Genomic DNA, 22,112 nt, shown 5'->3' with positions numbered 1-22,112 from the left:
TCAGATCTCGTCCAGAGCTTCGATTGCTTTTTCCAGCTCTTCCTTGGTCACCTTCTTTTCTTCGACGGTCGCCTGTTCAGCGATATGGTCAACGACCTTGTCCTCAAAGAGAGGTGCGCGCAGCTGTTGCTGTGCAGCCTGGTTCTGCTGGATGAATTCGAAGAATGCGCGTTCCTGACCCGGATACTGACGTGCGGCCTGCATGACGGCCTGTGTCATTTCCTGATCGGTCACGGTGACTTCGGCTTTCTGACCGATTTCGGCCAGCAGCAGGCCCAGACGGACCCGGCGCTCGGCCAGTTTCTTGTGCTCATCACTCGGCTCGATGGCGTCGTGATTGTGGCCTTCGACCTCGGGATGCTCTTCATGCCACAGCTGATGCGCGATCTGCTGCGCTTCGGCTTCGACCAGCGATTCGGGCAGTTCGAACTTGACCTGCTCGTCCAGCTGATCCAGCAGGCCGCGCTTCATGATCGCACGTGCTGCACCGGCATATTCGGCTTCCAGACGCTCGGTGATCTGTTTTTTCAGACCGTCCAGATCTTCCGCACCGAATTTCTTGGCCAGTTCGTCATCGATCTCGGCAGGCTTGGGGGCCTTGACCGCCTTGATCTTGCATTCGAACACGGCGTCCTTGCCGGCCAGATGTTCGGCGCCATATTCCTCGGGGAATTTGACTTCGACCTTGATCTCTTCGTCGAACTTGGCGCCGACAAGCTGCGCTTCAAAGCCCGGAATGAAGCTGTTGGAGCCCAGCACCAGCGGATAGTCCTCGGCTTCGCCACCTTCGAAAGCTTCGCCATCGACAAAGCCCTTGAAGTCGATCACGACCTGATCGCCATCCTTGGCTTTGCTGCCCTTGCGGCGGTCCTCGAAGTTCTGAGCCGATTTCGCAAGGTTTTCCAGCGCTTCGGTCACCGCAGCTTCTTCGGCGGGAACGGTCAGACGCTCAAGCGACAGCTTGCTCAGATCGACTTCGGGGATTTCCGGCAGAGCTTCGTAGGAAACATTGACGACGACATCGTCGCCTTCTTTCCAGTTCTCGCCATCTTCCATTTCGACTTTGGGCTGGGCGGCCGGGCGGTCGCCCGATTCTTCCAGATGCTTGCGCAGAGCGCCATCAATGGCCTCTTGCATGGCATCGCCCATGACGCGCGGGCCGAATTGCTTTTTCAGCATCGCCATCGGGACTTTGCCCTTGCGGAAGCCCTTCATTTCGATTTCGGGCTGCGCCTCTTTCAGCTTGGCGTCGACCGTCGCGGCCAGGTCGGCGGCTGGCAGGGTAAGTTGATAGCCCCGCTTCAGACCTTCGTTCTGGGTTTCCTTGACCTGCATCATCGTCCTCATAGCAAGAAGGGCCACCGAGCACGGCGGCCTGAAAATTTGGGCACTTCTAGTCGTCACGACGCTGCACTGCAAGCGGATTGCGGGCGGCAGAAGATTTTGCGACCCGATGCGGGGGGGGATGAGAAGCCGCTGCCTTGGGCGTGAAACCGCGGGCCGGTCGAACAGGGCAGTGGAAATTGGTCACCGCAAGGTGGTAGAGGGCGGCGTCTGTGCTACATGCTGTAGCGTTTATGCCGAAGGCGGCAAAAAATCAGGTGGAAACCGGAGAAAGCGCGCGAGATGACGGAGCCGAAGAACCACATGGAACCGGGGTTTGCCGAAATCCGCAGTGCTGCCCGCCTTTCGGTTGCCCCGATGATGGACTGGACCTACCCTGAAAAAATCATTCAAAATCGGCTGCTTGCCGTGGCTCTGGATCGCTCGTAGCAGTTTCGTAGCACGTTGTCACGCAAGCTGCAGATGCGCTGGCCAGCCGATTGGCTGGCATCGTCTTAGGTTACGCCGAGGGCATTTGATTTCTGTTCGTTGGAACATGGTGTAGGATAGTCGGGTCGAGGCAAAGCTGGGAAATCCGCACGCCGGTGGTCGTGCACCATTTCCCGCAAGGCCGCAGGCTCCAAGACTTCTACCTGGTTGCCCCGCATGTAAAGATGCCAAGCCATTTCTAAGTGCCCGGAGGCCTCAAATCGAACGATTAGAGAGCCGTCTGGCTCTTCGGTTATCGATTGGTCGGGATGAAAGACAAACTGCCGAGCCGTTGCTGTCGCCTCCGGGGAGAAACGCCAAGTAACGGGGCCGTATTCGTCATCACCGTAATAGGACCCGAAGGCGCGGGAGGCATATGCGGCGAGATCGAAGTCGAGATCGCGGCGGAAGTTCTCTGCCGTGATCTCGGCGGTCTCGATCCGATCGAGGCGGTAGCGGAGCATGATGCCATCACCGACCGCGGGGCGCGCCACAAGATAGCGGCGGGTTCCCAATAGCGGCGGGTTCCCAGAAGAAGGCCGTAGGGCTCGACGAGCCGTTCCCTCGGCCGGTCGTCCCGTGCACCGCGGTATGAGACCCTGAGCCTCCAAGGCGCGCGCAGCGCCTCGGTCAACACGCCGAGCAAGTGCGTGTCCGTCACGACGCGGGGCCCCGGGCGGGAGGCGAACCCCTGCGCTTCGAGCAATGCCTCGGCGTCGGCCTCGGTCCGGCGTGCCAGAGAGGATGGCATGGCGGCGAGCAAACGGTCCCGAAGAGCGCAGAGGCGCTTGGGGCATCGTCAGACGCGCCATCGCGCTCGGCGCGCAGGGCCGCCATGTCGAGCGCGGCAAGTTCGCTGTCGCGCAGCCCTCGGGCCTGGAGCCAGCGCGGGTCGGAACGGGGAAGGCGCCAGCGTCGCCGGCGTTCCGCATCTTCGTTCACTTCGATCTGTGGAAACGCGGCTTCGAAGGCGCGTGTTACCCGCTGTGCCGTGCGATGGTCGCACCCGAATTCCTCGGCGATCTCTTGCAGGGAAACACCTTCGAAACGCGCGTGTGGCCATGTCCGCGAGGCGAAGCAGGTCGGTGGCCTTGCTGTAGGACATTTGCGGCTCCTGGCGAGTGACAGGTTTCGACATCCTCTTTCGTTTCAATGACCCTGTCAACGAATCGTTGGGGCGTCGCGAATAGACGGAACTGATAGTCATGCGGAGAGTGCCCCGCTGCATGTCGGAGCCGCAAAACGAAAGGATCAAGTCATGAAGTTCCTGCACGTGGCGGACCTCCATCTCGACTCCCCGCTCAGGACCCAGGCGGCGCGCGACAGCGCGATGGGCGAAACCGCCCGCCGGATCGAGGAGACCCGCAAGACGCGCGAAAAGTTCGAGGCGGAGCGCGAGAGCCAGGCCCGCTCGGCGCAGCGGGCCTCCGAAGAGATCGCTACCGTCTTCCGGGGCCAGAAGATCGCTCCCGGGGACGACCCGCTGAGCGCCCTGCGCCGCTGTCTGGACCGGGACGGGCTACGAACCGAGATCGCGGAACTGAATGCAGAGCGCGCCAGGGCCGCCGAAGGGTTCGATGCCGACGCGCTATCCGCCGAGGAGGCCGAAATTGACCCGTGCCGCACCGACACTTTGCGCGAGGCCGTGGAGGATACGGAGACGGACCGGGAGGAGGCCATCGGCAGACGGGGCGAGGCGCGGCAGGCGCTGAACGCCGCGCTCGGCACCGCCGGCGGCGTGGACCTGGGGCAGGCGCGGGCCGCCCTTCTGGAAGAGCTGCGCGAGGCCGCGCGCCGTGCCGCCGAAACCTGGATCGGGCTGATGGCGGCCTCGGGCGCGCTTCGCCGTCTGCGTGAGAACCGTCGTGGCCCGATGCTCGAGTCCGCCCAACGCGCCTTCACGCGCATGATCGGTGGGGAATGGCCGCAGCTGGAGGCGCAGCCGACGGGGGCGGGCGAGCGGCTCGTCGGCATCCGCGACGGCCAGCCGGTCGCCGCCGACGCCATGTCCACCGGCACGCGTGGCCGGCTCTACCTGGCACTGCGGGTGGCCGGCCATGCCGATTTCACCGCCCGCTACGGGGCGCTCCCGTTTTTGACCGACGACATCCTCGAAACTTTCGACGACACCCGCGCGGCCGCGGCTCTGTCACTGACCGCCGAGATGGGGCAGACCGGACAGGCGATCATGTTTACTCATCACCGGCACCTCGTCGACCTGGGGCGCGAGGTGATCCCTGACGTGCATGTCGTGGAACTCGAATGATGTGGTCTCCGAGAAACAAGGGGTGCTCGAGGTGGAGTTTGCAACGCGTACGTCCCGGTTATTGAGGCCTCCGCTCGCGTCCGGATCGGGCGAGTTCAGCGTGGGAGTTGATTCACGCGAAGAAGACAACACCGGACTTTTCATTGTCGAGAAAACTGACCAAACTTGCCTCAATTACAGGAGAGTAGAATTGCTATGACCGCTTCACCACAGGTTCTCAAGTTCGAAAAGGAAATCCGAGATCGCAAGTCGAACTACGACAACTTGGAACAGGTTGCAGCGGCAGTAAGAGAGAACCTCGAGAGCTGGGGCATGAGTTTCACCGAGCAGATGATCTCGGACCTCGACGAGGCAGTGGAGAGGGTGCGAGCAACGGAGCAGGATGTCGTAATCCTCCGGAAGAACTCCATAATCGCGGATCGGGAGAAGTGGTATGACGGTCCTCGAGGCAACGATCGTCATTGGCCCGCACTTCACGCCTATCTGCTGAACACGAAAGGCTGGGCCGAAGAGACGATCCGGTCGCTGGATGAAGCGTCCAATGAAGTGGTTTCACTTCTCGACAACCCCGCGAAGGAGCAGTTCCGATGCCGTGGACTCGTGGTCGGTTATGTCCAATCTGGCAAGACGGCCAACATGACGGCTGTGATGGCGAAGGCTGTTGATGCTGGCTACAATCTGATCATCGTGCTGGGCGGGGTGACAAACAAGCTCAGGAAGCAGACCCAAGATCGCTTTGCCAAGGACGTGGTCGGACGACATAGGCACCTGTGGGAGCTGTATACCACCAGCGATGAAACTGGAGACTTCAGCCACCCGGCGAATGGCGCCTTTACCATGCCGCATGAAGGTCACGCACAGCTCATCGTGATGAAGAAGGAGGTCAGTCGCCTTAGCGCCCTTTGCAAGACGATCAGCAAGACGCCGAAAATCGTCATGGACAGATTGAAGGTTCTGCTGATTGATGACGAATGTGACCAAGCATCCGTCAACTCATCGCGGGGAGACTTCGACATGACCCGGATCAATGAAGCGATCCGGCAGGTCTTGGCTGTGCTGCCGGCGGTTTCATATGTCGGATATACTGCGACCCCGTTCGCGAATGTTTTCATCGACCCGTTTCCCTACAATCAGGACGAACTGGACGACCTTTATCCTGCCGACTTCATCACCGCGCTCGAAAAGCCGATCGGTTATTTCGGGGCAGAAGAGGTTTTCGGAAGCGACTCGGCCGAGGAGGAGAACGAGGGGCGCGACATGGTGCGGCTTCTCGACAAGGACGACCCGGACTTGATCAGACCAACCAGAAACGACGAGAAAGAGAGTTTCCGACCGGCCATGACGCAAAGCCTCCAGAACGCGATCATGTGGTTCCTCGCAAGCTGCGCCATCCGCCGATCACGGGGTGATCAGGACAAGCATATGTCCATGCTGGTTCATTCGTCGCAATACGTGGCCCAGCACGATTACATGTCCGCCCTGATCAGTGACTGGATCGAAAGGCACGGTCCGGAGATCGTCTCGGGTACAGGGGAAATCGGATCGAGGTTCGACAAGCTGTATCTTGATGAGGTGGAGCGGACAGCTCCCTCCGGCAAGGAGCGCATTCCTGAAAGCCTGGAGACGGTTCGAAGGTATCTGCCAGATGTGCTCGAGGCACTGACTTTTCCGGTCGAGAACGGGAAAAGCGTTCGGCGTCTCGACTACGAGAACGGTCCTGTCACCTGTATCGTTGTCGGCGGCACGGTTCTTGCGCGTGGCTTGACGCTGGAGGGGCTATCGGTTTCCTATTTTCTTAGGACGTCGAAGCAATACGATACACTCCTTCAGATGGGGCGCTGGTTCGGATACCGACCTGGCTATGACGACCTCCCCAGATTGTGGACAACCGCAGACCTGATCGCGAACTTCCGGGCGTTGGCAAGAATCGAGGAGGAAATCAGGGAAAACATCGCTGAATACAAACGCCGCAATCTGACCCCGATGCAGTTTGCCGTGAAGGTGCGGGCGATACCTGGCATGGCCATAACATCAGCGGCGAAGATGAAGCACGTGCATCGAACGAGCATGAGCTACGATGGTCAGCATGTTCAGACGATCCGTTTCGATCACCTGAAAGCGGATGTTCTGAGAGGCAACTGGCGCGCGGCGGCTAATCTCGTCGACGCCTGCTTCGAGGAAGCTGCGGACAGGTCGGACGAAAAGGGCCACGTTCTATTCCGGCAGGTGCCTTTCGAAACCGTCCGGTGCTTCTTCGTGGCAACCGAAATCTGTGCCGAGCACATGGACTTGAAGAAACCTCACCTTCTCGGCTACCTCGATGAGGTGGAAGAGATTCTCGGACCATGGAACGTTGCCATCATGCAGCCCCGGAGCGACACGGTGTCGACCAAAGAACTCGGTAAACTGGGGCAAGTCCGCACGATACGGCGTTCGCGACTGGCTGCATCGCCTGATCACTATGCGGACATCAAGGCGCTCATGTCCAAGCGGGACATTCTTGTGGATGCGGAGCTTGGGCGCATCGCGGACTTCGACGGCAAGGAAGACTGGACGAACTTCAAGAACCTTCGGCCCAAAGTGCCACTACTCCTGCTCTACCCGATCAATGCCAAATCTCCTCCGAAGGGTTCATCGAAGACGCGTGTAGCCCTCGATGCGGTCGAGGATGTGATGGGTTTTGGTATCGTTTTCCCGGGACAAAAGGATCGCTCAGGCGGGTACTTCGCCGTCGAATTGGATGCGCCGGCCACGGATCAATTTGAAGAGGACGAACTCGAAGAAATCGGCGAACCACTGGAGTCGGGAGATGCCTGACGGTGCGCGGAAAATCTGGAGCCGTTTGAGGTCCAGCGAGGGCGGCGACGGAAAGCTCGAGGTGCCAAGTCTGAGCACCCGGGTCGAAACGGGATTCGGTCCGGCACTCTATGCCATTGGTCCATCTGGCGAACCCCGTTTGCTTGTGCCATTTGGAAAAATCACTCCGCCGAAGGATCTGGGATCGGGGCCGAACCTCTTCGCTGGCGTCAGCACATTCAAGATGGATAGCCGCTCGGTATCCTTTATTGACTTGATGGTTACCGACCGGAAGCTCGACAATGTATTTGTAGAGCTGGCAGGTGAAATCCTCAAAAGACTGCGCGAAGGCCAGGCTCCAACTAAGGCCGTGTCGGGAACGATATCGGATTTCCGGGCACTGCTGATGGGCCGGGGCCGGAAGGACCCGTCGTCGGCAGAGGTCATGGGGTTGGTCGGCGAGTTGCTGATCCTGAAACGGATTGTGGATCTGAAGCCTGGCGCCATTTCATCGTGGACGGGGCCCTTCGGCCAGCGACACGACTTCCGGAGCGGTGCTCGTGCGATCGAGGTGAAGACGTCGGGACGTGCGGATGCCGGGCATCTGGGCATCAACGGGATACTGCAACTCGATCCGCCGGAAGGGGGCACACTTCTTCTGACGCACGTTCGCTTGGAAAGGGCGGAGGAGGGTACACTGTCTGTATCCGGTCTATGCAAGTCGATCATCGAGGCCGGTGCTGATTCTCACCGTCTGACCGAGGCTCTGGGCAAGTTGGGGTGCGACGCGCCTGATGACGACAGGTGGAACCGCACGCGTTTCTCTTTCGAAGGCTTGGACATCTATCGCGTAGAGCCGGGGTTTCCGCGACTGACGCCCGATGATTTCTTGGCCGGTGTCTTGCCGGCAGGTGTCGCAAAGCTTTCTTATGAAATTGATCTTTCGCATGCTCGCGACTTCCTTGTTCCCCACGAAGATATGGAAAAGTTGCTAAAAGGATTTCCGGAATGAAGTCTATGGAGCTTTACAGCGAACCTTTCGCCACGACGGGAAATATTACCGGCGAGGGCTTCAGACGGCTTCTCGGGCGGCCGACGCTCGGGCTTCTGCAGACGGTCATCCGCGAAGCGTTGCAGAATTCGATGGACGCCACGCTGCCGGGCCAGGGACCGAAGGTTATGCTGCGAAGCCGCGTTCTTCGGGGCGAGGAATTCGCTGCGCTCCGCAGGCACGTATTTGCGGAAATTCCGAAGGACGCCGACGCTGCTCTTCTTCAGGAGGAGTTGATGGGGGAAAGCCTCGAGGTCTTCGAGATCGCTGATTTCGGGACAAGCGGGCTTTCGGGACCAACCCGAGCGGACCTTGTGGCGGATGGGCCGGAAGATCCGGATTTCGTGAATTTCATGCGGAATGTCGGCGCCGCGCGTGACACCCATCAGGGCGGGGGAACATATGGTTACGGCAAGACGTCGCTTTATGCGTTGAGCCGACACTCGACAATTCTCGTCGACAGCCAGACGACCTGCGACGGCCTTCCTGTTCGCAGGCTGATGGCATGCCGCCTTGGCGGAACCTTCGCGGCGATTGAAGGTGACGTCCGGAAGCGATTTACCGGGCGACACTGGTGGGGAAGTCTCGACGGTACCAGCGGAGTGGAGCCGTTCTCCGGGGATGAGGCAATCCGTCTGGCAGGCTTGCTCGGTCTGCCCGAACGAAGCGCCGAAGCGACAGGGACGACGATCATGATCGTCTCGCCCCGCCTCGATGAGGACGACGACGAGGATGAGCGGCTCCCGGTCGGTCCGCATTTGCTCGAAACCGTCCTTTGGAATTTCTGGCCGAGGATGTGTAGGGACACGCCGCATCATCGGAAGCTCTCGGTGTCCATCGACGTGGACGGACAGAATATCCACGTTCCCGATCCGGAAGACTATCCGCCACTCGATCATTTCGCCCGGGCGCTCTCGGAGATCAGGTTAGGTGGCGGCCAGATCGTCCTCAGCCAGCGTCCGGCTATGGATCTGGGCCGGATTGCCATGGTCAAGGGGTTGCGCTCCGATCGGAATCCGGCCGCGCTGCGTGCCCATAGCCCGTTCCCGAAACAGGCCAGCCATATCGCGCTGATGCGGCCGGTCGAACTGGTCGTCAAGTATGTCGAAGGCGAGGCGTTCTCGGATGCCCGGTTCGAATGGGGGGGCGTTTTCGTCTGCTCAGATGACGACGAGGTCGAAGCGGCATTCGCCGACGCCGAACCACCAGCACATGACGACTGGATCCCCGACAACCTTCCCAAAGGACGCTCGAAGACCTTCGTGAATGTCGGACTGAAGCGGATCAACGAGGCCGCGCGCACCTTCGCCAATCCGCTATCCGCTTCAGGACAGTCGGAAGAAAAGGGACAGTCCCTCGCGGCCACGGCGACGCTCATGGGTCGGTTGTTGGAGGGGGGATCGGCCAAGGGCCCCGGTCGCCGATCCGGAGGCGGCGGAAGTGGAACGACGAAACGGACAAGAGTATCTTCGCCTCGCTTCACACATCTGGAAATTGATGCCGGGCGGAAGATTGCCGTCTTCGAAGCGGAACTGTCGAACGACGGACGATCAACGGACCTTGTCCTGAGGGCCGTGCCGCACCTGGTCATGGACGGGGGTATTGCATCTCCGGATGATGTGGACCTCGGCTTTACTGGGCAGGTCCTCGACCTCACCGTCGCGGATGCGACTGAGCCGGGCGAGAGCATGGCAATCGGCACCATGGCGGGCAAGGTCGTCTGCAGGGTGCCCGTGCCAGACGAGGCGGCCATCGGGCTGCGGCTGTCGCTTGAGGAGGCGAACGCATGAGCCAGCGTGTTGCATTTCCATTCAGCCGTCTCGACGCGGCCTCGATCGGGTTCGCGGGGTGGCGGATCGGCGATCCGGGAGAACCTCTGGTGCCGGCCACCGACATCTTTGAAGGCTGGGATTATGAACGGGACCTGGAGGTGGGTGCCCGTTTCGAGATCGATTTCGACCGGGCGGCGGCGCAGCTCGGCATTCCGCTCGATCAGCTTTCGATGGCCCTTGTCCTGAAAGCCGGAACCGGCTCAGGGAAGATCCCCAGAAGAATGGACCGGATCCAGACGCGAAAGCTTGTGCCTTCCGCGCCCGAATTCGAGGTCCGTGCTGTCGTGACGGGATCGCGCTTGTCCGGGCGCCTTCTGCTGGAGGCCGGGATCGTGCTGGATGCAGAGCCTGCCAGTCCCGGTGCGCTTTCGCCGGCAATGCCGGGTGCAAGGCTCTGGACAGACCGCAAGGACATTCTGCTCGAGGATGGCGGAACGGCACGCTTCCCGCTCGAGACCATCAGTTTCGCGTCGGCATTCGCCGGCCAGCCGCATGCCTCGGCACCTTGGTACGTTCATTGGCGCAGCGGCTTGCTCGACGCCGACTTCGGAGGTGCCGTGCGGGTTTACGTGAACGCCGACTACACCGAACTCTGCGAACGCTTCGTTGCGGGTGATCCGGCGACGGTCCAGGCGGTGCTGGGAGATGTGATGTCCCAAATGATTGAGAATGTTGTTTCCATGCCCGATTGCGACGATGCGCTCGAGGACTGTGTTGCGGGCTCGGTCGGGGATCAGGTCAGGAACTGGCTGGACATGGCGTTCCCTGGGCAGTCCCTCAACAAGATCAGAGCGGAGATGACCGGCGCTCCGGGACGTTTCCGCGCAACAATCATGGCTGCTGCACAGGTCGGAGAAGGCGAATGACACGGGTCCTGCTGTTGCCTCGCCTGAACGAGCTGGGCGTGATGAGGATCATCGACGACGTCGGAAGCGAGATGCCGACCGTGAAAGAGGTGCTCGACATTCTCGACGAGCATTCCTCCTTCCTCTGGTTCGCCCCCAGCGGGGGATCGGTCAGTGCCGAATCCGCTGTCGATATTGCCCGCGACATCAGGCAGATCGCGCAAAGGCACGGGTTTCCGGAAAGCTCGGACCAGAAGTCGCGCTCTGCATTCGACGCGGAGGTGAGCACTTGGCTCGGCGATCAGGAGATCCTTTCGACGGGCGAGGCCTTGAGGGACGACGTCTGGGCGTTCCTGTCGTCGGCGCTTCTGGCCGATGTCGTCTCGTGGCGGTTCCCTGATCGCAATCTGGAGCGCTTCCAGGGCGGTGTGCGCAATGCGTTCCAGAGACTCTGGATCCGTGGGGTCACCCTCGATCTTGGCCCCGACGCGGCCGACAGGTGGCAGTTGGTTCACGGCCTGAGTGAAGACGCGATGGTTCAGATCTTCGAGCGCGCATCGCTTGCCGGGGACCGCAAGCTGGCCCGAACCATTGCATCCGCCTGGATGGTGACATCCGGGCGGATCGGCCGCGGGCGCATGGAGGAGGTGATGCGCGCCGCGACGAAGATGGTCAGGCTGCGCAACGAGATCATCGATCTCGGCGAGCTGGAGCAGTCGGTGCTGACACGGGAGATCGAGAAGATCTTCTTTCGCGTGGCAGGCGTGACGGACGACCTTCCCGCGTCGCTCCCGTTGGCAACGGCGGACAGCTGAGTCGCAACCTAAAGCGTAACACCGGGTTCAACCGACGAGCCGCAGGACGGCCTTCGCGATCTGATAGGCGAGATAGGGGGGGACAGCGTTTCCAACCTGATGATACTGCATGGTCCGCGGACCGCAGAAGAAGTAGTTGTCTGGAAAGGTCTGAAGCCGAGCAGCCTCTCGCACGGTGAGAGAGCGGCATTGGCCAGGGTCAGGATGGATGAAATAGTGTCCGTCCTTGGATATATGACTCGTCACTGTCGTCGATGGACGCGTCGCGACCTGGGTCCGGAAGCGGTCCGCGAAGTCTCCCGAGCTGCGGTTTCGATGCTCGGGCTGCAGGAATTCCGGAAACTGCGAGAGCTTCGGCGCCCGGTCGTGGACACGGGAATACGCCGCCGAGAACAGATATCGGCCCAAATCTGCGGGGATGTGCCCCCGGGTCTCGTGGTGAAGCGTCACGGCGAGCGTGTCGTCCAGTAGCCAGTCGCGAAGGTGGTTCGGAAGGAATTCGCCGTTACCTCTCGTGCGCGCTGTCCGAAACTCGGGCCGGGAGTCGGCATTTGCGACATCACGCGCGATGTGGCGGATATCGGTTTCTATGGCCTTGTCGCGCGCGATCCGCTCTGCTTGTTCGTGCACGGCGTCGTGCCAAGCCGACGCGCTGTCCTTGCGACTCAGGCCGCTGCGAAGGCGCAAAAGATCATCGATGGCTTCGGAAACAGTGACGGGGACCTGTGGTTCGCCGAGCAGCGGAACATCGATTGTGGGGATCGGAATATCATTGCGGATCCCAAGCACGATCACGCGATGCCGAGCCTGCGGGACGCCGTGTTCCTCTGCCCGGATTAGGAAATCGCGGCCATCCGCTCTTTCACCGTTAGCAGGCGGCGTCGTTGCAAGAGGCAGAAGGCGATACCCATGTTCGCCGGCGGCTTCGAGGTCATCGAGCACGCGACTGAAGATGCCGCCGCCATCGACCCTCGAGGACAGCATCCCCTTCACGTTCTCCATGATGAACACGCTTGGTTCGAGGCGGTTCAGAATCCGCACGTATTCGCGATAGAGATAGTGCCGGTCATCATCCTCCGGGATGTAACCCTGCTTGCCCTTGTTTCTGGAACGCCCGGCAAGGGAATAAGCTTGGCATGGGGGGCCTCCGATCAGGATCGTATCGCCGTGATAGGTCTCGCGCGCTCTGTCCAACTCGACGGCAAGCTCCTCGAAAACGCCCTCTTGGCCGAGCACCCGTTGTCTCACCTCAGCGTTGGCTTGCTCCCAGTTTGACGGATACAGTTCTTTCCAGTCTGGCAGACCATGGCCTGCATTGAGCGCATCATGATACTCTCGAGGGACAGTCTCGAAACTGCGAAGGAACGACCGAAGGCGCAACGTCTGAACCGCATGGGGCTCCATCTCGATCGACAAGTGGATGCGCGCTTTCGCCTCGGCTTCCTGACCAGCACGCGAAAAGCCTTCTCCGAGCCCTCCAGGCCCAGCAAAAAGATCGATGATTGCATATTTCTTCGCCAAACCACACCTCCGGAGTCGAGGTGTTTTACCAGGTTTGCCGTCAGGAGCCAGGTCGAAAATCTACCATCTGGAGCCATATCACTGTCATGACAGACATCGTAGACAAGAAGACGCGCTCGCGGATGATGGCTGGCATCCGTGGCAAGAACACCAAGCCCGAGATGCTTCTCAGGACGGCGCTCCATGCCGCCGGATATCGCTATCGTGTGAACGTTCGATCGTTGCCGGGGTCTCCCGATATAGTTCTTCGCAAGTGGAATGTCGCAGTTCAGGTACATGGATGCTATTGGCATCGACATGCAGGGTGCCCCAAAGCCACGATGCCTTCCAGCAATGTAGAGTTTTGGAGCGGGAAGTTCTCCGCGAATGTGGCTCGTGACTCTCGTGCCTTGGAGGAGCTTCACCAATTGGGCTGGCGAACTGCGATTGTCTGGGAATGCGCTATCGGAAAGCAAGCGGACCAAGCATTGATCGAAGAAGTCATCGATTTCATTCGAAGTGGCAGGCGGCATCGCGAGTTCGGTTGAGAGGCATTCAACGGTGCTCGCCATGGAATGATAGCGCACGCACCCGCGCACGGTTATTTCTGCTAATCGGGCTAACTTGCACCGGATTTCGCAAAATTAGCAGATTTTTTCTTGCCGCTACCCGCTGCATTTTCGCCGAGCCTCCAAAAAAGATCGCGTCCGCGTTTTGGTGCCTCTCCGCCGGGGCGTAGGTCCCTCTTGTAGAAAAGAGGAGACCAAGATGTCCGAAGATAAGAAGCAGGCTTCCGAAGATGAAAATTACGACGAATACCTGACAACAGCAGACGTCGCCAAGAAACTGCGACGCCATCCGCGGACGATCCGCGACTGGATCGTGAAAGGGACCGTGACTGAACGCGGCAGGGTTTTCCTGGACGGGACAAAACTTGGCAAGAGCTGGCTCGTTCACCCTGACTGGCTGGCGCTTTTCGAGCATCGGATCCGCCCCGTACGGAGGGCGGATCTCGATCTCGAGTGAGCGCCGAGCCGAGCACGGGAGTGATGACATGACGGTTCAAGATCAAATTCGGGACTATCTCGACGAAACCGGAGTGACCAAGCACGCGCTGGCCTTGCAGGCCGGTCTGAATCCGAAGGCCGTGAAAAATATTCTCGAGATACCCGGAATTCGATCGGACAGGAAAACTCTCGATGCGCTCGGCGAGGTCATGGGGATCCACTTGCCGACGCCGGCGGGTCAGATGACCTATTCGCGCCTGATGAGCGACCTGGCCCGCCCGACAGGGGATGAGAAATCCGACAGCCGCAACCGTGTGCTCATCTCCCGCCTCAAGGCATTTCTGAAGGCCGCGGGCTGGGTGGCCGAGATCGAAATCGTGGATCGCCGGCGCGCGATCGAGAAATTGTCGAGCTGGTCAGCTGCAACCCTCGATCTTACGGAAAACAGCTTCGCCACCTACAAATCCGACATCCTGGCGGCTATTCACTCTCATGGCGGTCGAAACCGGCCGAACGGAATTCGCGACGTGAGAGGCATCTATCGCGAAATCCACGATGTGCTGTCGGAGTCCGATTGCCCAAATGACCTGAAGCTGATCTCGGGAACATTCTTCCATTTCCTCTATCAGCGGAAAATTTCACCTGATGAAATCTCCACAGAGGTTCTCCATGAATACTATCTGCACCGGCTCGCGGTCAGCCCGAAGGGCGAAGCGACTTGCAAGAAGCACGTGCAGCGCATCTCGGCGCTCTGCACACGCCTCGCGACCGATGCAGACTTCAGCTCCTATGGGTTCAACGTGGTGGAGCACCCGTTCCCGGACGGGAGGAACAAGTATGGCGTCGATGCCTCGGTCTTTTCCGAGCTGCTCTCCGAGTTCGACGGGCCTGTCAGCCGGTGGCTGAGGGGCGAGGCGTCTCGTGATGGGCTGTCGGAAGAAGCGTTCCTCGCGCAGTTGGACGCCGCGGAGACCTCGGGCCCGGTAAACTCGAAGAAAGCCCTTCTGAAAAAGAAGAACGGGGGCCGCAAGCGCACCGAGGAGGATCGGCAGTCGGCTGGTTTCCTCTTGCCCGGACAGACATGGAGCAAGAGGACGCTTGAAAACCGCCGTTACCAGCTTATCGCAGGGGCCAAGGCGCTTTTCGCCGCAACGGGGTATCTGATCGAGAATCTGACCGAGTATACAGATCCGGATGTCATCGAAAGCGCCCTCGACGTTCTGAGCTCCGGGAATTCCGACGACGAATTCCCGAGCAGCTATGCCGAGTCAGTCGGGAAGACGCTGAAGAAGCTGGCGCGGGACTACATCGGTCGAAGCGCCGACGATGTGAATGCCATCGCCGCGCATATCAAGGAACATGCGATTGGCGAGACAGGCATCTCGCGTCGTAACAAGGCCCGGCTGCGGCAGATCATCGGTGACCGCCAGCAGCGGCTGATCGATCTGAGCGACATCCTGACCGACGAGGTCAACTCGATCATCGACAAACGGAAACGGAAGTCCCGCGGCAAGACCAGGATGGATCTGCTCGGCCCTGAAGAGGCACGGGACATCATGTGTGCGATCGCCAGTGACATTCTCTTGGCGCGGGCACCACGGCGGGCCAATATCACCGGCATCCGTCTGTCATGGATTTCCTGGGCGGGTGGAACGGCGCGCATCATTATTCCGAATGTGCAGGTGAAGGGGCGCAACAGCGATGATCCGGATCTTCATATACCGCTCGATGAGCACGCTTCGGCCAGGTTGAAATCGTTCATCGAGAAGGTCCGGCCGAAGGCTCTGCGAGCAGGAGACGACGAAAATCCATTCCTTTTCCCGTCACAGGGGGAAAGGGGCGATCTGGGGCAACCCTATGCCGGTTTGCTCGAGCGTCTCGTCCGGCACACGAAACGGATCGTGGGGTTCAAGATGAATCCCCACCTCTATCGGCACTTTCTGGGCTGGCTCTGGCTCAGGGAAGATCCGGATCGGCTGCCTGATGTCCAGCGTCTCCTCGGACACAAGCGGCTCGAGACGACCCTCGCTCACTATGCCGAGATAGACGAGGATCTCGCTCTCGACCGGTGGAGCAAATACCTCGCCGATCAAAAATCCCGGCAGCCCGAAAAAACCAAGAAGAAAAGGAAAACAGGATGAAGACCCCACTCCAGAGGCGCGCGGACGAACAATTACTTCGCACCCGCATGGCCGCAACGAACGACCGGAATTCCCGTCTCGTCGTCGACGCTGAATCGGGCCCCGGGTGCGCCTGCCCGAACCTCCAGCCCGCTCGATCTGACCGGCCGGCTGATGCAACAAGGCGGGAGATCTTCTGATGCGGGCCACGAAACCTCAGTCCGGGCGGGCCGCACCGTGCTCACCTGAGGACTTCCGCGAGGCCTTCGCCCGGGATCGACCAGGCGTCGATCCCGGGCCCGTACTTCGCTCTGTGCTTGGCTTTTCGCAATGGCGCTGCGACATGGGCTGGCCCATGCCCATGCCCATGCCCGTGCCGGACCGGACGGAAATATCCGGCTATCTCGACGCGCTCTCGGCGCGCCTCGGGAAAGAATATGCTGCTTCTGAGCTCGCATACGTACAACTTGGTGCGCCCGTCCTGTGGGGTGTCCCGGTCGCGGGCATGATCGGCAAGGTCCTGCGGCAGAGCCGGTGTGGTCCGAAGGTCGCGGCGAAGTCGATGGACGAGCGGGCCCGGTTCGCCATCTCCTCACTCCCTGAAAAGTGGCAAGGGAAGCTCGTCACGAAACTGGTCAGTGAACCCGGGCCTCACTCCGAGAAGTGGAGCGCGAACCATGTTCAGTCTGTGGCGCATGCCTTGGCGCGATGGTGTCGCGCGTCCGCCGTTCTCGGTCGAGAGCTGCGGCCAACAGGTACCTCGTTCCATGTCTACGCGACCGACCTGAGGGCTGACGGTGTCTCGGATCGGAGCGTTGCCGACTATCTATCGCGCATCCTCTCCGGCTTTCGCGTCGTGGCGGATCCCGGCTTCCATAGCACGGGATGCGAGCATGTCATCGCGCGGCATGATGCCCTCGCCAAGGTCGCCGGCCGACCGACGAAGACCGGCGCGCAGATCGTCGGCGCATCGACGATTTTCGATCTCGGCGTCGATCTCATGGGCGCTGCACGGGAGAATGGCCCTCGAGGTCTGCATTGTGAACCGGCGTGCAATTTTGACCCCGTAGAGGGGTGATCGGCGTCCAAAAATGACCCCCTTACACTGATGTGGATGATGCCCCCGAGGTCATCGGGGAGCACAGTGTGGGATGTTGGTCGTGGAGACGATAGCGAAGATCCGGCGGGCGTATTTTCAGGACAAGAAGTCGATCAAGCAGATCTGCCGTGAACTGCGGGTGTCGCGGAACACGGTGCGCAAGGTGATCCGATCAGGTGCAACGGAGCTCACCTACGAGCGAACCATTCAGCCGTTGCCGAAGATCGGACCTTGGAAAGACTTGCTCGACGAGATGCTGTCGGTGAACGCGCGGAAGCCCAAGCGCGAGCGACTGACCCGCATCCGCATCTTCGAGGAACTCCGGGCCCGAGGATATGATGGCGGCTATGATGCGGTCCGGCGATACGCGGCAACCTGGTCCAAGGAGGAGGTGGTGGCATCCGCCGCGGCCTATGTGCCGCTGAGCTTCGATCCGGGGGAAGCCTACCAGTTCGACTGGAGCCATGAGATCGTAGTGATCGATGGCGCGACGACCACAGTGAAGGTGGCACATGTCCGCCTGTGTCACAGCCGGATGCTGTTCGTGCGTGCCTATCCCCGCGAGACGCAGGAGATGGTCTTCGACGCCCATGACAAGGCGTTCGCCTTCTTCGGGGGCACCTGCACACGGGGCATCTACGACAACATGAAGACCGCGGTCGACACGATCTTCGTCGGCCGCGACCGCGCCTACAACCGCCGGTTCCAGCAGATGTGCAGCCATTACCTCGTCGATCCCGTCGCTTGCACCCCGGCATCCGGCTGGGAGAAGGGACAGGTCGAGAACCAGGTCGGCGTTGTCCGGCGGCGGTTCTTCGTGCCTCGGCCGAAGTTCAAGAGCTACGCCGAACTCAACGCCTGGCTCGAGGATCGCTGTGTTGCCTGGGCCAAAGCCAACCCGCACCAGGAGCTTCGGGATCGAACGATCTGGGAGGTATTCCAGGACGAGCGCACGAGTCTTGTCCCCTACGTCGGTCCGTTCGACGGCTTCCATGCCGTGCCAGCCTCGGTCTCGAAGACCTGTCTCGTCCGGTTCGACAAGAACCGCTACTCCGTGAACGGCCGGGCCGTTGGCCGACCTGTCGAGATCCGTGCCTATGCCGAGCGGGTCGAGTTCTGGCAGGACGGCAAGATCGTGGGGCAGCACGCCCGAGCCTTCGGGCGCGACAAGGCCATCTACGACCCGTTGCACTACATTCCGGTTCTGGCTCGCAAGCCCGGCGCCCTCCGGAATGGGGCCCCCTTCAAGGGCTGGGACCTGCCGCCGGCGATCAGGCGCGTGCAGCGCAAGCTTGGCAAGGTGCCGAACGGCGACCGGCAGATGGTCCAGATCCTGAGCATGATCCCGATCGATGGGCTGGATGCGGTGGATGCTGCCTGTGCCGAGGCCCTGAGCGAAGGGGTCCCTGCGGCCTCGGTCGTCATCAACATCCTTGCACGGCATCGGGAGCCGCCACCGCCACTGACCATCGATACGCCGGCCGCGTTGCGACTGACCTGCGAGCCCGTCGCCGATTGCAAACGCTACGACAGTCTCAGGAGACCCAACCATGGAAAGATCACAAGTGCTGGACGCGATGAGCCAGCTGAAGCTTTACGGCATGAAGGCCGCCTACGATGAGATCATCACCACGGCGGTGAAGCGCCAGCACGAGCCGCAACAGATCGTCGGCGACCTGCTGAATGCCGAGATCAGCGAGAAGCAGGCGCGCTCGATCAAATATCAGATGACGATCGCCAAGTTGCCGCTGGCGAAAGAGGTCGACGAGTTCAGCTTCGAGGAAACGCCGGTCAACGAGACGCTGGTACGCGATCTGGCCGCCGGAGAGTTCCTCGAACAGCAGCGCAATGTCGTCCTCATCGGCGGCACCGGGACTGGTAAATCGCACCTGGCCGTCAGCATCGCCCGGGCCTGCATCCGGCGCGGCAAGCGGGGGCGCTTCTTCAATGTCGTAGACCTGGTAAACAAGCTCGATGCCGAAGCCCGTGCCGATCGACAGGGGCGCACGGCAGACCTGCTCTGCCGCCTCGACTTCCTGATCCTCGATGAGCTCGGCTATCTCCCCTTCGCGCAGACCGGCGGCCAGCTACTGTTCCATCTCATCAGCCGCCTCTACGAACGCACCTCGATCATCGTGACGACCAATCTCGACTTCGGGGAATGGCCTTCGGTCTTTGGCGACGCGAAGATGACCACGGCGCTGCTCGACCGGCTGACCCATCACTGCGACATCGTCGAAACCGGCAACGAGAGCTGGCGCTTCAAGACCCGAGAATGACCGACGGCCACGCTGGCCCGATACGGCTGCGCTGTATGGGGGCTACACCGCATCGGGCCAGCTACCCGTGCGCTCCATGGGGGTCATTTTTGAACGCCGATAGGGGGTCAAGATTGCCTGCCGATTGACAGTCTGCATGTCGCACGCGACTTCCGCAACGGCCTGCTGTTGTCCTTTGCCGCCGCCCTGCCGCAGCGGGCTCGGGCCCTTTCGCACCTCGCCTTCGGCACGACCGTCGTGCTCCTCGAGAAACCCTACGTTCATGTCGTGCTACCCGGGCGCGTTCTGAAAATGCGTGAGGCGAAGAAGCGGTTCGCGGGCTATGACAAGTTCTTGTGCAACCCGGTGCTATGGACGGCTCTCGACGACTACCAGCAGCGTTTCCGGCCACTGTTCGATGAGGGACCGGCGCTCTTTCCGAGCATGATCGATATGGGTGCGGCCATCACCTCGGCGCAACTCGGCCGTCTGGTCGGCGATCTGACCTGCAAGCATCTCGGTGTGCGCGTGAGCATCCATCGAGTCAGGGACAATGCCGCGACCGAAGCCTCAGAGGAGATTCAGAGCGGGGGATACCTGGCGCCAGCCCTCATCGGTAACAAGAGCGCCGCCACAACCATGGACAGCTACGATCACGCGCAAGGGATGAGAGCCGCACGAGAGCATGGCGCACGCATTGCCGGCCTGAGGTCGTCCCCCACGCCCTTGCGCGTGTAGCCTCAGAGACGGCTTCCCTGTCCCGGGGCCGGTCTGGCTATCGAGACGCCGAAAGTGCCCCGCGAAGGAGAGTCCGGCATGGACCTCGAAAGGGACGGCGTGCGTTGCCGGCCCCTTTCCGGGGCCCTGTTGCCGGGAACCAGGCATGAACGATCAGGAAGGAACCCATGCACGACTACCCTCGCAGGTCTTCCGAAACTCTTGCTGTCATGGAAAGGACCTGGGCGGCGGCCAGGCAGCTGGAGGCGGACGCCCGCGACGTTGCCACCTGGCTCGCGGCCCGGGCGCCCGGCATTCTCGTCCGTCTCGACATCGAGCGGCATCATGGTTGCGAAGACCACGAGATCGCGTGTCGTGCCCCATGTGACGGAGCGGGAGACACGTCGAACACTGCGGGCGACAGCCGAGATAGCGTTGCAGGCGTTGGGGCGGACGCTGAAGCCGGAGGGGCGAGACGTCTGGTCGATATTCGCTCAGGGTGAAGGGCGCACGCTGTCCGCCCACCAGCGCATCGCGGCAATCTCGAGGGTCGGGAACGCCATGAATGCGGCTTGGGTCGGGGGTGCCCAGTGGTCATCGTCGAGCAGACATGACGGTGCCTGAGCCTGACCGAAGGGTTTTGATGGGCCCGCCGCCCACCGCCACAAAACACCGTAATATCTGCATTTTTCCGGTTCAATTGAAGAAGGGTCCTTTTCACCCGCATGGGGTAGGAAGGGCACATTCTCAATTTTTTCCGTCCTCCGCCGCAACCTGCCGCAACATCCGGACCGAGATTGCGAATTCTTCAATTCCACGTCCGGAACCGCTCAGCCCTCGGAAGAAGAGAAGGGATGGACGCCGTTATTCCTTTGCCGCGCTCCTCATGACGAGAGCGCGGCAAACGGAAACGCGGCGCCCCGAGATCAAAGACGTCAACCACGCCGGCGAAGACTGCTCCTGCTGCGAAGGAAGCGCCGGCAAAACACCCCCGATACGGAAAAGGAGATTTCTCGGGGCCTTGACTGCCACGAACGGCGTCGACTTCCATAGGAGACCTACTCATGTTCAACTACGCGACCAATTCTGTCATTGCGGGGCGCGATCCCGCACTCGTCGCAACCAGGACCTTTTTCGATGAGCATGCGACAGCGATGCTCAATGCCGCTGCGCTGCTCGGCGGCCCGACTGCGCACCGTCGCTGCCTTCGGCTTCTGTCGGGAGTTTCCGAGAGCTCCTCGCTCACGCGGGCGCTGCGGCACGAGTTGGTCTGGCTGCATCGGCTTGTGTGCCTCGATCTCGTCGGGGATCCGGAGACCGAGGAAACAGCCCGCTTCGCGATGATTGACCTACTGGATCCGCGGGTCGAGGAGATCTGCATTGAGGCCGACAGTCTCTATGATCTTCTCGTCACGATCTCGGATCTGGATCCCGGGTGCGATGTCATCCTGAGAGAGCTGTTCGACCTCTCGGCTGCATGACGCAATCGGCCCGCAAGGGCCGGCAGCTTGAAGGCGCGGCAATCCCGTCGTGACCGACTCTTCTGGAGAAAGACATGCAGACGTATTACCAAATGCCTCTCGATGAACTGTGTTCCCTGCTGATCGGGATGACCCGGGCGTTCATCGACCATTTCCCTGGCAACGAGGTTGCCGCCGACGCGCTCGAGCGTGGATCGTTGCGACGCACTTTGGAGGCGATGCGCGCCTGTGCCGGTCTGTCGCGTCGCGACAACACGGACATCAACCTTCTATCGGCGGTCCTGGAACGGGAGCGCGAGCGCGAAATCCTGGGCACGTTCACGGTATTCGATGGCCGGAACGAACCCGATATCGGAGCCGTCGGAGAGGTGCGGGAGATGCTGGACCTGACAGACAGAGGACAGGCGATCGACGCATGCGTCAGGTCCCTGAGGCGCATCGCGCATATCCGCTCCATCTGCCGGGCCCGGATCGATGCCGAGAAGGTGCTGCTGGGACGGTGAGTCCACCTTT

General features: G+C 60.9%; 19 protein-coding genes and 1 pseudogene. 16 read left to right on the top strand and 4 right to left on the bottom strand.

What is annotated here, in order from left to right:
- Positions 1 to 1,335, bottom strand: a complete 1,335-nt coding sequence (gene tig, locus JHW44_RS11155; RefSeq protein WP_089342890.1) for a trigger factor — start codon at positions 1,333 to 1,335, stop codon at positions 1 to 3.
- A 291-nt stretch (positions 1,336 to 1,626) separates the two neighbouring features.
- On the opposite strand from tig, the gene JHW44_RS11150 reads away from it, so the two are divergent.
- Positions 1,627 to 1,773 (top strand): hypothetical protein, encoded by a 147-nt coding sequence (locus JHW44_RS11150; RefSeq protein ID WP_179217612.1) that lies wholly within the window; start codon positions 1,627 to 1,629, stop codon positions 1,771 to 1,773.
- 65 nt (positions 1,774 to 1,838) lie between these two features.
- Here JHW44_RS11150 and JHW44_RS20525 read toward each other — a convergent pair whose 3' ends face one another.
- Complete coding sequence (locus JHW44_RS20525; RefSeq protein WP_245846744.1) at positions 1,839 to 2,276, bottom strand: helix-turn-helix transcriptional regulator; 438 nt, start codon at positions 2,274 to 2,276, stop codon at positions 1,839 to 1,841.
- Between the two features lie 65 nt (positions 2,277 to 2,341).
- Positions 2,342 to 2,563, bottom strand: a pseudogene (locus JHW44_RS20520) (WYL domain-containing protein); the annotation flags it as partial.
- Between the two features lie 507 nt (positions 2,564 to 3,070).
- Here JHW44_RS20520 and JHW44_RS11140 point away from each other — a divergent pair.
- The 6 genes from JHW44_RS11140 (at position 3,071) to JHW44_RS11115 (ending at position 11,417) form a co-directional block, all read left to right on the top strand.
- Positions 3,071 to 4,078, top strand: a complete 1,008-nt coding sequence (locus tag JHW44_RS11140; RefSeq protein ID WP_089342816.1) for an ATP-binding protein — start codon at positions 3,071 to 3,073, stop codon at positions 4,076 to 4,078.
- 195 nt (positions 4,079 to 4,273) lie between these two features.
- Positions 4,274 to 6,895 carry a Z1 domain-containing protein gene (locus JHW44_RS11135; protein WP_089342817.1) on the top strand — a complete coding sequence of 874 codons (2,622 nt, stop codon included), beginning with the start codon at positions 4,274 to 4,276 and terminating at the stop codon, positions 6,893 to 6,895.
- Positions 6,888 to 7,886: a PD-(D/E)XK motif protein gene (locus JHW44_RS11130; protein ID WP_179217613.1), complete on the top strand. Its 999-nt coding sequence runs from the start codon at positions 6,888 to 6,890 to the stop codon at positions 7,884 to 7,886. Before JHW44_RS11135 ends, JHW44_RS11130 begins: the two co-directional genes overlap by 8 nt.
- Positions 7,883 to 9,715, top strand: a complete 1,833-nt coding sequence (locus tag JHW44_RS11125; RefSeq protein WP_089342819.1) for a hypothetical protein — start codon at positions 7,883 to 7,885, stop codon at positions 9,713 to 9,715. Before JHW44_RS11130 ends, JHW44_RS11125 begins: the two co-directional genes overlap by 4 nt.
- A gap of 89 nt (positions 9,716 to 9,804) precedes the next feature.
- On the top strand, positions 9,805 to 10,623 hold the full coding sequence (locus tag JHW44_RS11120) for a hypothetical protein (RefSeq protein ID WP_143811425.1): 819 nt from the start codon (positions 9,805 to 9,807) through the stop codon (positions 10,621 to 10,623).
- Positions 10,620 to 11,417 (top strand): DUF6339 family protein, encoded by a 798-nt coding sequence (locus tag JHW44_RS11115; RefSeq protein ID WP_089342821.1) that lies wholly within the window; start codon positions 10,620 to 10,622, stop codon positions 11,415 to 11,417. The genes JHW44_RS11120 and JHW44_RS11115 overlap by 4 nt, the downstream gene beginning before the upstream one ends.
- 27 nt (positions 11,418 to 11,444) lie before the next feature.
- Here the strand turns inward: JHW44_RS11115 and JHW44_RS11110 are convergent, their stop codons facing one another.
- Complete coding sequence (locus JHW44_RS11110; protein WP_089342822.1) at positions 11,445 to 12,938, bottom strand: DNA cytosine methyltransferase; 1,494 nt, start codon at positions 12,936 to 12,938, stop codon at positions 11,445 to 11,447.
- A gap of 86 nt (positions 12,939 to 13,024) precedes the next feature.
- Here JHW44_RS11110 and JHW44_RS11105 point away from each other — a divergent pair, with 86 nt between their 5' ends.
- The 9 genes from JHW44_RS11105 (at position 13,025) to JHW44_RS11065 (ending at position 22,102) form a co-directional block, all read left to right on the top strand.
- Complete coding sequence (locus tag JHW44_RS11105) at positions 13,025 to 13,465, top strand: very short patch repair endonuclease (protein ID WP_089342823.1); 441 nt, start codon at positions 13,025 to 13,027, stop codon at positions 13,463 to 13,465.
- A gap of 220 nt (positions 13,466 to 13,685) precedes the next feature.
- Positions 13,686 to 13,943 (top strand): helix-turn-helix domain-containing protein, encoded by a 258-nt coding sequence (locus tag JHW44_RS11100; protein WP_245846746.1) that lies wholly within the window; start codon positions 13,686 to 13,688, stop codon positions 13,941 to 13,943.
- A 28-nt stretch (positions 13,944 to 13,971) separates the two neighbouring features.
- Complete coding sequence (locus JHW44_RS11095; RefSeq protein ID WP_089342824.1) at positions 13,972 to 16,065, top strand: tyrosine-type recombinase/integrase; 2,094 nt, start codon at positions 13,972 to 13,974, stop codon at positions 16,063 to 16,065.
- A gap of 322 nt (positions 16,066 to 16,387) precedes the next feature.
- Positions 16,388 to 17,122: a hypothetical protein gene (locus JHW44_RS11090; protein ID WP_272850274.1), complete on the top strand. Its 735-nt coding sequence runs from the start codon at positions 16,388 to 16,390 to the stop codon at positions 17,120 to 17,122.
- 73 nt (positions 17,123 to 17,195) lie between these two features.
- Positions 17,196 to 18,764 carry an IS21 family transposase gene (istA, locus tag JHW44_RS11085; protein ID WP_089346207.1) on the top strand — a complete coding sequence of 523 codons (1,569 nt, stop codon included), beginning with the start codon at positions 17,196 to 17,198 and terminating at the stop codon, positions 18,762 to 18,764.
- On the top strand, positions 18,694 to 19,422 hold the full coding sequence (istB, locus tag JHW44_RS11080; protein WP_028031292.1) for an IS21-like element ISPkr1 family helper ATPase IstB: 729 nt from the start codon (positions 18,694 to 18,696) through the stop codon (positions 19,420 to 19,422). The genes istA and istB overlap by 71 nt, the downstream gene beginning before the upstream one ends.
- 168 nt (positions 19,423 to 19,590) lie before the next feature.
- A complete protein-coding gene (locus JHW44_RS11075) occupies positions 19,591 to 20,139 on the top strand; it encodes a hypothetical protein (RefSeq protein WP_089344430.1) in 549 nt (182 codons plus the stop codon).
- A gap of 1,043 nt (positions 20,140 to 21,182) precedes the next feature.
- Complete coding sequence (locus JHW44_RS11070) at positions 21,183 to 21,599, top strand: hypothetical protein (RefSeq protein WP_089344432.1); 417 nt, start codon at positions 21,183 to 21,185, stop codon at positions 21,597 to 21,599.
- Between the two features lie 128 nt (positions 21,600 to 21,727).
- Positions 21,728 to 22,102, top strand: a complete 375-nt coding sequence (locus tag JHW44_RS11065) for a hypothetical protein (protein WP_143811458.1) — start codon at positions 21,728 to 21,730, stop codon at positions 22,100 to 22,102.
- The last annotated feature ends 10 nt before the right edge of the window (positions 22,103 to 22,112 follow it).

Source organism: Paracoccus seriniphilus (genome assembly GCF_028553745.1).
Classification (GTDB): Bacteria; Pseudomonadota; Alphaproteobacteria; order Rhodobacterales; family Rhodobacteraceae; genus Paracoccus; species Paracoccus seriniphilus.
The sequence above is the reverse complement of the archived record's forward strand: the minus strand, read 5'-3'. Positions and strand labels throughout refer to the sequence as shown.

Bases quoted from the DNA above. Each gene is read 5' to 3' on its own strand.
- tig (WP_089342890.1), bottom strand. From the start codon at position 1,335: ATGCAGGTCAAGGAAACCCAGAACGAAGGTCTGAAGCGGGGCTATCAA.
- JHW44_RS11150 (WP_179217612.1), top strand. From the start codon at position 1,627: ATGACGGAGCCGAAGAACCACATGGAACCGGGGTTTGCCGAAATCCGC.
- JHW44_RS20525 (WP_245846744.1), bottom strand. From the start codon at position 2,276: ATGCTCCGCTACCGCCTCGATCGGATCGAGACCGCCGAGATCACGGCA.
- JHW44_RS11140 (WP_089342816.1), top strand. From the start codon at position 3,071: ATGAAGTTCCTGCACGTGGCGGACCTCCATCTCGACTCCCCGCTCAGG.
- JHW44_RS11135 (WP_089342817.1), top strand. From the start codon at position 4,274: ATGACCGCTTCACCACAGGTTCTCAAGTTCGAAAAGGAAATCCGAGAT.
- JHW44_RS11130 (WP_179217613.1), top strand. From the start codon at position 6,888: ATGCCTGACGGTGCGCGGAAAATCTGGAGCCGTTTGAGGTCCAGCGAG.
- JHW44_RS11125 (WP_089342819.1), top strand. From the start codon at position 7,883: ATGAAGTCTATGGAGCTTTACAGCGAACCTTTCGCCACGACGGGAAAT.
- JHW44_RS11115 (WP_089342821.1), top strand. From the start codon at position 10,620: ATGACACGGGTCCTGCTGTTGCCTCGCCTGAACGAGCTGGGCGTGATG.
- JHW44_RS11105 (WP_089342823.1), top strand. From the start codon at position 13,025: ATGACAGACATCGTAGACAAGAAGACGCGCTCGCGGATGATGGCTGGC.
- JHW44_RS11100 (WP_245846746.1), top strand. From the start codon at position 13,686: ATGTCCGAAGATAAGAAGCAGGCTTCCGAAGATGAAAATTACGACGAA.
- JHW44_RS11095 (WP_089342824.1), top strand. From the start codon at position 13,972: ATGACGGTTCAAGATCAAATTCGGGACTATCTCGACGAAACCGGAGTG.
- JHW44_RS11090 (WP_272850274.1), top strand. From the start codon at position 16,388: ATGGGCTGGCCCATGCCCATGCCCATGCCCGTGCCGGACCGGACGGAA.
- istA (WP_089346207.1), top strand. From the start codon at position 17,196: ATGTTGGTCGTGGAGACGATAGCGAAGATCCGGCGGGCGTATTTTCAG.
- istB (WP_028031292.1), top strand. From the start codon at position 18,694: ATGGAAAGATCACAAGTGCTGGACGCGATGAGCCAGCTGAAGCTTTAC.
- JHW44_RS11070 (WP_089344432.1), top strand. From the start codon at position 21,183: ATGTTCAACTACGCGACCAATTCTGTCATTGCGGGGCGCGATCCCGCA.
- JHW44_RS11065 (WP_143811458.1), top strand. From the start codon at position 21,728: ATGACCCGGGCGTTCATCGACCATTTCCCTGGCAACGAGGTTGCCGCC.